The organism is Pseudomonas sp. XS1P51 (assembly GCF_054897845.1).
On record NZ_CM142707.1, the window covers coordinates 1838018 to 1850415 of the forward strand.

General features: G+C 59.6%; 9 protein-coding genes and 1 pseudogene. 6 read left to right on the plus strand and 4 right to left on the minus strand.

What is annotated here, in order from left to right; genetic code table 11:
• Positions 1 to 91 precede the first annotated feature (91 nt).
• Together ACYZUD_RS08410 and ACYZUD_RS08415 are read right to left on the minus strand one after the other, a co-directional pair.
• A complete protein-coding gene (locus ACYZUD_RS08410; protein ID WP_462023530.1) occupies positions 92 to 1477 on the minus strand; it encodes an MBL fold metallo-hydrolase RNA specificity domain-containing protein in 1386 nt (461 codons plus the stop codon).
• 98 nt (positions 1478 to 1575) lie between these two features.
• Positions 1576 to 2496 carry a universal stress protein gene (locus tag ACYZUD_RS08415; RefSeq protein WP_462023531.1) on the minus strand — a complete coding sequence of 307 codons (921 nt, stop codon included), beginning with the start codon at positions 2494 to 2496 and terminating at the stop codon, positions 1576 to 1578.
• A gap of 279 nt (positions 2497 to 2775) precedes the next feature.
• On the opposite strand from ACYZUD_RS08415, the gene ACYZUD_RS08420 reads away from it, so the two are divergent.
• The 3 genes and pseudogenes from ACYZUD_RS08420 (at position 2776) to ACYZUD_RS08430 (ending at position 5848) form a co-directional block, all read left to right on the plus strand.
• Entirely contained in the window at positions 2776 to 3423 is a 648-nt protein-coding gene (locus tag ACYZUD_RS08420; protein ID WP_462023532.1) for a BON domain-containing protein, read from the plus strand.
• A gap of 296 nt (positions 3424 to 3719) precedes the next feature.
• Positions 3720 to 5213 (plus strand): arginine-ornithine antiporter, encoded by a 1494-nt coding sequence (arcD, locus tag ACYZUD_RS08425; protein ID WP_462023533.1) that lies wholly within the window; start codon positions 3720 to 3722, stop codon positions 5211 to 5213.
• Between the two features lie 88 nt (positions 5214 to 5301).
• Positions 5302 to 5848: pseudogene (locus ACYZUD_RS08430) on the plus strand (Hsp20/alpha crystallin family protein).
• Between the two features lie 72 nt (positions 5849 to 5920).
• On the opposite strand, the gene ACYZUD_RS08435 reads toward ACYZUD_RS08430, so the two are convergent.
• Complete coding sequence (locus ACYZUD_RS08435) at positions 5921 to 8299, minus strand: phosphoketolase family protein (protein WP_462023534.1); 2379 nt, start codon at positions 8297 to 8299, stop codon at positions 5921 to 5923.
• Between the two features lie 243 nt (positions 8300 to 8542).
• Here ACYZUD_RS08435 and ACYZUD_RS08440 point away from each other — a divergent pair, with 243 nt between their 5' ends.
• The gene (locus ACYZUD_RS08440) at positions 8543 to 9289 is read left to right on the plus strand and encodes a cyclic nucleotide-binding domain-containing protein (protein WP_462023536.1); all 747 of its coding nucleotides are present in this window, start codon (positions 8543 to 8545) and stop codon (positions 9287 to 9289) included.
• Positions 9290 to 9324: 35 nt separating this feature from the next.
• On the plus strand, positions 9325 to 10308 hold the full coding sequence (locus ACYZUD_RS08445; protein ID WP_462023537.1) for a zinc-dependent alcohol dehydrogenase family protein: 984 nt from the start codon (positions 9325 to 9327) through the stop codon (positions 10306 to 10308).
• On the opposite strand, the gene ACYZUD_RS08450 is transcribed toward ACYZUD_RS08445, so the two are convergent.
• Positions 10298 to 11218: a universal stress protein gene (locus tag ACYZUD_RS08450; RefSeq protein WP_462023538.1), complete on the minus strand. Its 921-nt coding sequence runs from the start codon at positions 11216 to 11218 to the stop codon at positions 10298 to 10300. The two genes, ACYZUD_RS08445 and ACYZUD_RS08450, sit on opposite strands and share 11 nt — an antisense overlap.
• Before the next feature lie 285 nt (positions 11219 to 11503).
• Here ACYZUD_RS08450 and ACYZUD_RS08455 point away from each other — a divergent pair, with 285 nt between their 5' ends.
• Positions 11504 to 12385 carry a universal stress protein gene (locus tag ACYZUD_RS08455; RefSeq protein ID WP_462023540.1) on the plus strand — a complete coding sequence of 294 codons (882 nt, stop codon included), beginning with the start codon at positions 11504 to 11506 and terminating at the stop codon, positions 12383 to 12385.
• The last annotated feature ends 13 nt before the right edge of the window (positions 12386 to 12398 follow it).

The window sequence follows — 12398 nt, forward strand, 5'->3', positions numbered from 1 at the left end:
CCCTGCCCACCGTAGATGATCGACAATTGAGGGCGCGCCCGGGCGACCCTGGCCATTTCGACACCACGGCCTTGGCTTGACTGAGGGGCTTTCAGGTTTCCCCCCTTACCTTCCGGACACCTGTGAGTTCTACCGTGTCACGGTACTCCGGCACCGAGACAGACCAGCCCAGTTCAAGGCTGATGCGCCGCCGCAATACGTCCGAGGCATTGGGTTCCCCGTGCACCACGTAGGTGTGTTTCGGCGGCTGTTTGAACCCGCGCAACCACTGCATGATTTCATCGGCGTCGGCATGCGCCGACAGGGACTCCATCGGCACCACCTCGGCCCGGATCGGCACGTCTTTGCCATGGATACGCACCGATGGCGCACCGCCGACGATCTGCGCACCGCGGGTGCCACCTGCCTGGAAGCCCGGTACCAGCAGCGTATTGACCGGGTTGGGTGCCAACGCCTTGAGGTGATGGAGCACCCGCCCGCCGGTAGCCATGCCGCTGGCGGCAATGATCACCGCCGGCGTACGTTGCTGGTCCAGGTCGATCGAGTCTCGGGTCGAGCGCACAAAATGCGCGACATGGCACATGCCTTCGCATTCTTCCTGGGACAACCGGTGCTCGCTGCGAAAGCGCTGGTACAAACGCGTGACGTCGGTGGCCATGGGGCTGTTGAGGTAGATCGGCAGGTCGGGAATCGCCTGTTTCTGTTTCAGGCGATACAGGTGGTAGAGCAGCAACTGCGCGCGACCGACGGCGAACGACGGCACCAGCGTAATGCCGTGACGCAGCGCGGTGCGGGTAATGACCTCGGCCAATTGCGCCTCTGGAGAGTCGTCGGGATGCCGACGGTCACCGTAGGTCGATTCCACCAGCAAATAATCGGCCTGCTCGATAGATTCCGGGGCGAACATCAACGGATCATTCGGCCGCCCCAAATCCCCGGAGCACACCAGCGTGATGCCGTCGGCGACGATTTCCACCGTCGCGGCGCCAAGAATATGCCCGGCACAGCGCAACTTGATGCTCATGCCCGGAGCGATGTCGACCCGGTGGTGCAACTCCACCGGCCGCAACAGTTTCAACGCCCGCTCGGCGTCCTGTTCAGTGTAAAGCGGCAGGGCCGGATCATGTTTCGAGAAGCCGTGACGATTGGCGAACTCGGCTTCTTCTTCCTGCAAGCGACCACTGTCGCGCAGCAGGATTTTCACCAATTCACAGGTTGCGGCCGTGGCGTAAACCGGGCCGCGATAGCCGTTGCGCACCAACACCGGCAAGTAACCGCTGTGATCCAGATGAGCGTGAGTCAGAACGATGGCTTCCAGGTCGCGGACCGGTAGCTGGAACGGGTCCCAGTTGTGCAAGCGCAGTTGTTTATAGCCCTGGAACAGGCCGCAATCGATCAGCACGTGTTTGTCGTGATGTTCCAGCAAGTACTTGCTGCCCGTGACCGTGCCAGCCGCACCGAGAAAGGTCATTCGCATGGTCGTCTCCTTGAACATTCATGTAAGTGCTATCGATCGTGTCTTCAGGCTCACGAACCGCTGACTTCCATCCACGGTGGGCGAGACCGATCGCCCTGTCAGTCGAGCCAGGGCAATGGTTGGACCACCGTCAAACTGCAAGGCGCGCGATTCAATACGCGCTCGGCGGTACTGCCGATGAACCTGTCAATCCCGCCTCGGTAGATCGTGCCCAGCACAATCATGTCGAAGGCACGACTTTGTGCGAATTGGACGATGACCTTATGGGGAATGCCGGTCAGTAGATGTCGCCGTTTTTTCTCGATTCCGTAGCGTTCGGCAAGCACATCAAAGGCTTCGTCCTGGGCATCGTTGACCGCGTCTCTCAAACTGTCATCCAGGGTCAGTGTCGGCACACTCGTGACCACATCGCCCACCACCGCCCAACGGCTGACATTGAGCATGTGCAAGGCAGCGCCGCAGGAGGCCGCCAGCGTCGAGGCCAGGTCGAGAATCCGGTCATTCAGCCCTTGTGTCAGCTCCTCCAGATGCGACAGGTCGATGGCCGCGAGTATGTTCAACGGCTTGGGATTGTCGGCATCGGTCACCAGATGCAAGTGGGCCGGACAGTCGCGCAGCAACAGCCAGTCCAGGGGTCGATGGAAGGCTCGGTCGAGGGCCTGCACCTGGTGGGTGTCCTTGATCACCATGTCCGCATGGAAGTCATTCACGTACTCAAGCACGTGCGCCAGGCTCGATTTGGCCCAGACCACTTCAGTGGTGACCTGCAACCCTATGCATCGTTGAAACCGGGCTTGCTGCTCCAGCCAGTGCCGGTGCACTTGCAAGTAACCCTCCCGTGCCTGAGCCATCGCGTCGTGGTCAAACAGCCCGGCCACCGCCAGCGCCTGGACGTAATCGAATGCGACGATGTGCAACAACGCACCGGTTGCGCAGGCCAATGCATGCGCCCGGTCAAACGCCGGAGTGCGGATCATCTCGCTGGGAGCAATCAATAGGATACGTTTGAGTTTCAGCATCACAGACCTCGTCCCGGGAATGCTTTACCTGCCTTACTGCACGCCCGACGTCCTGTCGGGGGAAGGCATCAGACTGTTGCCTCAGTATCTGGCGATATCCCGTGGGGCCTCTGATTTTTGTCAACTAATGGTGGCTATCTATCGGCGAACAGATCGACTTCTGTCTCACAGAAGCCTTGTTGATATAGCTCAATGATTTTCCGTGTCCCTGGCGTAGAACAATGCTGACCGGGCTCTCGCGGTCCGTCGTAAACGTCGAATCAGACAGAGGACATCATCATGAGCGATTTGAGTCTGCGTAAAACCATTATGGAAGAGCTTGAATTCCAGCCCGAAATCGATGCCGCCAACATCGGTGTGACCGTGGACAACGGCGTCGTCACGCTCTCCGGTCACGTCAACAGCTATGCCCAGAAAATCACCGCCGAACGCGCTGTAAAAGGCATCAAAGGGGTGCGGGCGCTGGCCGAAGAAATCCAGGTCCGACTGGAGAAAGGCGCTGGCACGGCGGATGACACCATCGCCACCCGTGCCTTGAACATCATCAACTGGAGTTCCGACGTGCCCGAAGGCAGCGTCCAGGTCATCGTGCAAAAAGGGTGGATCACCCTGGAAGGCGAAGTGGATTGGCAGTACCAGAAAGAAACCGTGGAGTGGGCCGTGCGCAAGTTGTCCGGCGTGGTCGGCGTGGACAATCGGCTCACCCTCCGTCCCCGGCTGGACGTCAACGATATCCAGCATCGCATCGAAGAAGCGCTCAAGCGCCACGCCGAAGTGGATGCCAAGAAGATTCACGTCAAGGTCGACGGTGATGCCGTGAGGCTCGAAGGCAAGGTTCATTTGTGGCGTGAACGCAAGATTGCGGAACGCGCGGCCTGGTCGGTGCCGGGTGTAATGACCGTGGACAATCATTTGCTTCTTGCTTGAGCCAATAACCCTGGGACCCTTTGCGGTTTCCCGGGGAAATTAGAGCTGCCTGCCCGGCCCATGCCGATATCACCACCGGTTTCACTGGCGCTGATTTGACCAACCGGGTCAATGAAGCCGCGTCGGTATCCCCCGACTGACCATGACGCCACCCTGAGGAACGACAAGATGGATGTTTGCCTTCTTTCTGATCTAAATCAAACAGGCGCTGGACGTTCACATAGACATTGAGAATCAGCGTTCGCAACTGCGCATTCGCGGTGAGTGCAGAACATCTCGTCTCATGGAGGCTTCCCATGGCTACTGACCTGCAAGGCACGCAACCGACAGTCCCGACGGCGTCACCCCACCCACTCGCCGGCAGCTTGCGAAAGGTGGAACCCAAACGCCTGTCCTTGAGCCTGCTGATCGCCTTGGTGGTCGGCTCGATGATTGGCAGCGGCATTTTCAGCCTGCCGCAGAACATGGCCGCCAGTGCGGGTGCCGGGGCGATCCTGATTGGCTGGCTGATCACGGGCGTCGGCATGCTGTCATTGGCGCTGGTCTATCAAACCCTGTCCAACCGCCAACCGGCGCTGGACAACGGCGTGTTTGCCTATGCCCGCGCATTGGGCGGCGAATTCCTCGGGTTCAATTCAGCCTGGGGCTACTGGATCAGCGCCTGGATCGGCAACGTCAGCTACCTGGTGATTCTGTTCGCCGCACTGAGTTACTTCTTCCCGCAGTTCGGCGAAGGCAATAACACCGCGGCGATTGTCGGGGCGTCCGTGGTGCTTTGGTCGTTGCACTGGATGATCCTCAGGGGCATGCGCACGGCGGCGCGAGCCAACGCGCTGACCACCGTGGCGAAAATCGTGCCCTTGCTGCTGTTTATCGGTCTGGTGATCGCGGCCTTCCAGCGTGAAACCTTCAGTGTCGACTTCTGGGGTTCACCCGCATTGGGCAGCACCCTCGATCAAGTCAAAAGCACCATGCTGGTGACCGTCTGGGTGTTCATCGGGATCGAGGGCGCCAACGTGTTCTCCGCCCGTGCGGCGGAACGGGCCAATGTCGGCCGCGCCACCGTCATCGGTTTTGTCATCACCCTGTTGCTGCTGATTGCGGTGTCCCTGCTGTCGCTGGGCATTCTCAAACAACCGGAACTGGCCGCCCTGAAAAACCCTTCGATGGCCGGTGTGCTTGAGGCGGCAGTCGGGCCATGGGGAGCGGTCCTGATCAGCATCGGCTTGATCATTTCGGTGGGCGGCGCCCTGCTCGCCTGGACGTTGCTGGCGGCTGAATCGGTGTTCACGCCGGCGAGGGAAAAGGTCATGCCGGGGACACTCGCCGTGGAAAACACCCAGGGTGTGCCGGCCAATGCGCTGTGGATCACCAACGGCTGCATCCAACTGTTCCTGTTGCTGACGCTGTATTCGAGCGCCAGCTACCTGGCCCTGATCTCCCTCGCTACCTCGATGATTCTGCTGCCGTATCTGTTCAGCGGGCTGTACGCGCTGAAATTGACCTGGCAGGGCCAGACCTACGCCGGCCACAGAGGGCTGCAACTGCGCGACATGGCCATCGCCTCTGTCGCCACGCTGTATTGCCTGTGGCTGCTGTATGCCGCCGGGCCTAAGTACATGTTGCTCAGCGCGTTGCTCTACGCCCCCGGTTCGTTGATTTACCTGGGCACCCTGAAAGCGCGTCAGGGACAAGCGCTCAGCGGCCCCGAGACAGGACTGTTGATCATTATCTGGATAGCAGCCGCCTTTGCAGGCTGGATGTTGTGGTCCGGGACACTGGCCCTGTAAAGCCGAGTGCCGGTTTTTTTGTGCTGTCGTGGTGGACCTGCATACGGGTTGTCTGCAGTCCTCCCATTCACCAAGAGGAGAAATGAAAATGGCCAATTCCGTGAAAAAAATGCCGGTTCATGACGACGACAAAACCAGTCAGCATCCGGTGGCGACAGACCCTTGGCGGCCCCTGGAAAAACTCCGGCAACAGGTCGATCACCTGTTCGAAGACTTCACTCGCGGCTCGGGGCTGTCGCCATTCGGTCGAGGACTGTTTGATGTCGAGCCGTTCTGGCGTCGGGAACTGACGGGGCATAGCCTGCCCGCCGTGGACATCACCGAGAAGGACAAGAGCTACGAAATCACCGCTGAGCTACCCGGTATCGACCAGAAAAACATTGAGATCAAACTGTCCAACGGCAGCCTGATCATCAAAGGAGAAAAGAAAGAAAGAGGACAAGGAAGAAAAAAGGAAGGGCTATCACCTCAGCGAGCGTCACTATGGTTCCTTCGAGCGGGTGTTCAGCCTGCCCAAAGGGATCGATGCCGAGAAGGTCGAAGCAAGTTTCAGCAAAGGCGTGCTGAGCATCTCGTTGCCGAAAAAGCCCGAAGCCATGAAAGCGGATAAAGTCGTGCCGATCAAAGCCGACTGAATCCACGGCAGTTCTGCCCCTTGCCGATAAACCGGCAGGGGGCGTTTTATTGTCAAAGCGATGGGTTTGCCCTCAACAACCTTCCACAGGCGTCCATTGCCAGTTCAGCACTTCCGGCAGGTCCTGCCCGTGTTCGATCAGGTAGAGCTTGTGTTTCTCCATGGTTGACCAGTAACGCGATCGCGCGGTTTGCAGTTGATCGTGCAGTCGGGGCACCCGCCCGATAACGTCCAACGCCAACTGATAGCGGTCCAGGTTGTTAATCACCGCCATGTCGAACGGTGTCGTGGTCGCGCCCTCTTCCTTGAAGCCACGAACGTGGAAATTGCCATGATTATTGCGCTTGTACAGCAGTCGGTGGATCAGCGCCGGGTAGCCGTGGAAGGCGAAGATCACCGGTTTGTCGACGGTAAACAGTTCATCGAATGCACTGTCCGGTAAACCATGGGGATGCTGGTACGACGGCTGCAGCACCATCAAGTCCACGACATTGACCACCCTCACCCGCAGATCCGGCACGTACTCACGCAACAGGGTCACGGCGGCCAGGGTTTCCAGGGTGGGGACGTCACCGGCGCAGGCCATCACCACGTCCGGGTCTTGATCATCCCGACTGGCCCAGTCCCATCGACCGATCCCGACCTGGCAATGACGGATGGCGGCATCGATATCCAGCCATTGCCACTCCGGTTGCTTGCCGGCGACGATGACGTTGATATAATTGCGACTTCTGAGGCAGTGGTCAGCCACCGACAGCAGGCAATTGGCGTCGGGCGGCAGATAGATTCGCACCAGATCCGCCTTCTTGTTCGCCACCAGATCAATGAACCCCGGATCCTGATGTGAGAAACCGTTATGGTCCTGGCGCCAGACGTGGGAAGTCAGCAAATGGTTAAGCGAGGCAATCGGTTTTCGCCACGGCACCTCGGCGGCCGTTTTCAGCCATTTGGCGTGCTGATTGACCATCGAATCGACGATGTGGATGAACGCCTCGTAACAGGACATCAAACCATGCCGGCCTGTCAGCAAATAGCCTTCGAGCCAACCCTCGCAGACCTGCTCGCTGAGGATTTCCATCACCCGACCATCAGCCGCCAGGTTCACATCATCGGGCTCCAGCGGGCCCATCCACGCTTTGGCACTGACTTCATAGACCGCATCCAGTCGGTTGGAGGCGGTTTCATCCGGCCCGAACATGCGAAAATTGCCCGACGCCAGGTTGTTCTTCATCACTGCGCGTAAAAACCCACCCAGCACCCTCGTGGCCTCTGCCCGCAGGCACCCCGGAGCCTCGAGCTTCACCGCATAGTCGGTAAAACGCGGCAGATCCAGCGGACGCAACAGCAAGCCGCCGTTTGCGTGGGGATTGGCGCTCATCCGCCGGTGCCCGGTCGGCGCCAGCGCGGCGATCTCGGGTAACAGCGCACCGTCGGCGTCAAACAGCTCGGCAGGACGGTAACTGTTGAGCCACTCCTCGAGTTGACGCAGGTGAAGTGGCTGCTGGAAATCGGCCAATGGCACTTGATGCGCACGCCAGGTGCCTTCGACCCGATGGCCATCGACGAATGTCGGCCCGGTCCAGCCCTTGGGCGTACGTAATACCAGCATGGGCCAAAGGGGCCGTTCCAGGGTCTGGCCACCCTTCGGACTCCGGCGCGCGACACGTTGGATCTCGCGAATTTTCAGCAACATCGTGTCCAGGGTCCTGGCCAGGGCCTGATGCACTTGCATGGGGTCGTCGCCTTCGACGAAGTACGGATCGTAACCGTAGCCGTACATCAAGGCCGACAACTCATCCTCGCTGATTCTGGAAAGCACCGTGGGGTTAGCGATCTTGTAGCCGTTGAGGTGCAGAATCGGCAAGACCGCACCGTCCCGCGCCGGGTTGAGGAACTTGTTGGAATGCCAGCTCGCCGCCAGCGTCCCCGTTTCGGCCTCGCCGTCACCGATCACACACGCGACGATCAGATCCGGGTTATCGAACGCAGCGCCATAGGCATGGGCCAGGCAATAGCCCAACTCCCCGCCCTCATGGATCGACCCCGGAATCTGCGCCGAAACATGGCTGGAGATCCCGTAAGGCCAGGAGAACTGTCTGAACAACCGGATCAGACCGTTGGTGTTGCGCTCCACCGATGGATTGAATTCGGTGTATGTCCCTTCCAGGTAAGTCTGCGCCACGACGGCCGGCCCACCATGACCGGGGCCGGCGACAAAGAGCATGTCGAGGTCATATTGGTTGATCAATCGATTGAGGTGGGTATAGATGAGGTTCAACCCCGGCGTGGTGCCCCAATGCCCCAGCAGCCGAGGTTTTATGTGCGTCAGTGTCAGTGGCATCTTTAAAAGCGGGTTGTCCTTGAGGTAGATCTGCCCGACAGCCAGATAATTGGACGCCCGCCAGTAGGCATCCAGCCCTTCCAGTTGCTCAACGCTCAGAAAGTCGCTCATGAAATCCTCCGTCAGGGGGCGCCTACCGATAGACATTCATCGATTCTGGGAGTCTGAAACGCTCAAGAGTTGATCTATATCAAGTCCCTGAGACACCGCTCAAGCTGAATGGCGAAAAGTTCTATAGGTGTCGATCACGCCAGCGCAGCCGGGCCCACTCCATTCGTCGACTACGCACTTTAAACACCCGAACAACTGAGTTTCAGCGACTACGCTCTATCAACCGTTAAATGGACGTACGCCATGCCTGAAGCCCGGCCGTATCAACCCCCCGCTCTCAAGACGGCATGCGCCAACTGCAGCGTGCTGGAGCTGTGTCTGCCGATCGGGCTGACCGGCCAGGAAGTCGAGCGGCTGGACACCCTGATCGTCCAGCGCCTCAAGGTTAAAAAAGGCGCAGCTCTGTACCGTACAGGCGATATGCTGCGTTCGCTTTATGCGGTACGCATCGGCTCATTCAAGACCAGTGTGGTCTCGCTCGATGGTCGCGAGCAGGTCATCGGATTCCAGATACCCGGCGAAATGCTCGGGCTGGGCGCCATCAGTACCGACCTGCACACCTGCAACGCGTTTGCTCTGGAGGACAGCGAAGTCTGCCCCATTCACTTCGCCCATCTGGAGAAACTCGCGCTGGAGCTGCCGTCACTGCAACACAACCTGAACAAAATTCTCAGCCGGGAAATCGTACGCGATCGCGACATGCTGATGATGCTGGGCAACATGAACTCGGATGAGCGCCTGGCAGCCTTTCTGCTGAACCTGTCGCAACGCTTGAGTCTGCGAGGCTATTCGTCGAGGGAGTTTGTACTCAAGATGCGCCGTGAGGAGATCGGCTCCTACCTGGGGCTGCGGCTGGAAACCATCTGCCGGGGCATTGCACATCTGCGGGACTGGGAACTGGTGGAGATATCGGGTCGTGAAGTCAAAGTCCTGAACATCGACGGGCTCAAGCAACTGGTCACGGGCTGCCATCGGCCAGCTTCCCGCTGACACCGGTGCGATGCATTGGCTTTGGGAGAGTCGTCATGCGTGCCATGGTTCTGCATATCCCCGGTCAACCGCTGCAACGGGAAGAACGCCCTTTGCCGACACCCGGGGCGCACCAACTGTTAATCAAAGTACTGGCCTGTGGGGTGTGCCGCACCGACCTGCATCTGGTGGACGGTGAATTGCCGCAAGCCGTGTTGCCTCGCGTACCGGGCCATGAAATCGTCGGTGAAGTCACGGCGGCAGGTGCCAACGTCGCCCCTGGCTGGATCGGTCAGCGCGTCGGTGTTCCCTGGCTTGGCTGGACCTGTGGCCAGTGCACATTCTGCCGCTCGGGCCAGGAGAATCTGTGCGATCAGGCGCAATTCACCGGTTGTCATCTGGATGGCGGTTATGCCGAATACACCGTAGCCGACGAACGCTTCTGCTTCCCGATTCCCGACGCACTCTCGGCCACCGAAGCCGCACCACTGCTGTGTGCCGGTCTGATCGGATTTCGTGCGTTGCAAATGGCCAAAGGTGCACGCCACTTGGGCCTCTATGGCTTTGGGGCAGCGGCGCATCTGGCGATCCAGGTGGCGCGGGGCCGGGGCCAGCAGGTGTATGCCTTCACCCGGCCGGATGACAGTGAAGGCCAGGCCTATGCCCGATCATTGGGTGCCGAGTGGGCCGGCCCTTCGGATCAACCACCGCCTCACTTGCTCGATGCCAGCCTGATCTTCGCTCCCATCGGTGCGTTGGTGCCGTTGGCACTGGCCGTCACCGTCAAGGGCGGTTGCGTGATTTGCGCCGGTATTCACATGAGCGACATCCCCGCGTTCCCTTATCGACTGCTGTGGGGCGAACGCAGTGTCCGCTCGGTGGCGAACCTGACCCGGGCCGACGGCACGGCGTTTTTCGAAGAACTGGGCCGTACGCCCATCCACAGTGACGTCACCTGCTTCGCACTGGACGATGCCAATCAGGCACTGGCGAGCCTGCGGGCCGGCCAGGTCAAAGGCGCGATCGTACTCACCCCCTGAGCGTCGACCCTGGCTGCTTGACCGCCAGAATGCTGCCCGGCACGGAATACAGTGCGCGCTCGGTGTTGCTGCCGATCAGCCGGTCGATCCCCATCCGATGCACCGTGCCCATGACCACCACATCGGCCAGGTATTCCTCAACAAACTCAGCGATGGCCGGAACCGGCGGGCCCATGACGAAATGCCGGCGCTCCGGCGGAACACCGTAGCGGTCGGCCAGGGTAACGAACGCCAGGTGCAGGGATTCGCGCAGCTCTTCGACCACGTCCACGCCCCAGCCATCGCTGACCAGCGGTGCATCACCATTGAAGGCTGGCGACAGGTCATAGGCGTGCAGCAGATGCAGCGGTGCATCGCATTGCAGCGCCAGTGCATTGGCTGTCTGGATGATGGTGTCGTTCAGGCCACTGATTTGCGTCGACGGGTCAAACGGGTCCACCGCCGCCACGACCCGATGCGGCAACCCATAACGGACCTGATTGACCAAGTGCACGGGGGTCGGGCATTCGCGAAGCAGGTGGCAATCAAGGGGGGTGATGAACACTCGCTTGAGCGCCGGCTCCAGGGTGACGTCCTTGATCAGCAGGTCGGGTTTGAGTTCTTCGACGGTTTTCAAGATATCCAGCAACGGATGAGTCGTGAAAACGATCTCGATCGACACCTCCAGCCCCTGGCCACCGAGCCGCTGGACTTCTTCGGCCACCCAGCGGCGATAGCGGCGCAGGTAGCGCTGATACCCTGCATCGTCGATTTTCTCTTCCCACAAATGAACGATCGGCGCCGGCTCGACAAAGGCCCGCACATCCAGCACCGCGCCGCTGGCCTTGGCCAGTGCGACAGCACGCAGCAGGGCTGGGGACTGATGCAGGGTTCGGTCGGCGATCAGCAGTAAACGTTGATATTGACCCATCACACACCTCGGCTCGACGCCGGTCCATCGAGCCGGCATGTCCCAAGACTGCGCTTGTTGCACCCTCCTCCAGGTTGATTTACATCAAATTCAAGCGATTGAGCGGGCCCGGCACCATAGTCTGATCCAGATCATATTCAGGTACCGCCAGCGGCGTAAAAAGAAATGAGCCGTGTGATTCGTTACCGCACGCGAACCTTTCAAGCCAGATGGAGGATCGCACCACACTCAATGTAAAAGACCACAAGGACCGATGAATCGAGAGTATTTGCGAGGGAGACAGACATGACCCGAATAAACCGCATACTGGCCGCCACCGACCTTTCCGTACCAGCCCGCCACGCCGCCGAGCGCGCAGCAATGTTGAGTAAAGAACTGTCAGCCTCACTTGATTTGCTTTACGTGGCGAACCTCGCGCCGCTGGAGCGACTCAGACAGATGATGGTGCCTCAGGATGACTTGCTTGAGCGCGTGCTCGATGCCGCGCGGGAGAAGCTTGAGCAGCTTGGCGCCACACTCTTGCAGCGCTATGACGTTGCTGCCGGTGCGCGCGTTCTGCCAGGTTCGGTTCTCACGGAGCTGATCAGGCAGGTGGATGAGATGGCCATCAACCTGTTGGTCTGCGGTGCCAAGGGAGAGAGCCTGGCCCGTCATCTGCTCCTGGGTTCCACAGCCCAAAGGTTACTCAGTCGCATGGTTTGCCCTGTCCTGGTGGTCAAGCAGACGCCACGCCGCGAGTACCGGATTTTACTTGTCCCGGTCGATTTCTCGCCTTCGTCGCTACGCGCGATCAGCAACGCCCAGGCCATTGCCCCTCATGCTGAAATCATTCTGCTGCATGTGTTCGAGGCACCCTTCGAGGGAAGTCTGCGCTTTGCCAATATTGATTCCGATACCCTCGATCATTACTTGGTCCTCGCCAGGAAGGAAGCCACGGAAAAGCTTTATGCATTACGCGAGGAAGCCGGACTGTCGCCTGATGCCGCGCGGCTAGTGGTGGTGCATGGTGATCCTTCCTGGCGCATCACCGAGCAGGAACAAGAGCTCGACTGCGACCTGATCGTGATGGGCAAGCATGGCGAGAACGCGCTCGAAGAACTGTTGATCGGTAGCGTCACCAAACATGTCCTGGCCGAATCTCAGTGCGACGTCCTGGTGTCGGTGTGACTCGGTCCATGGT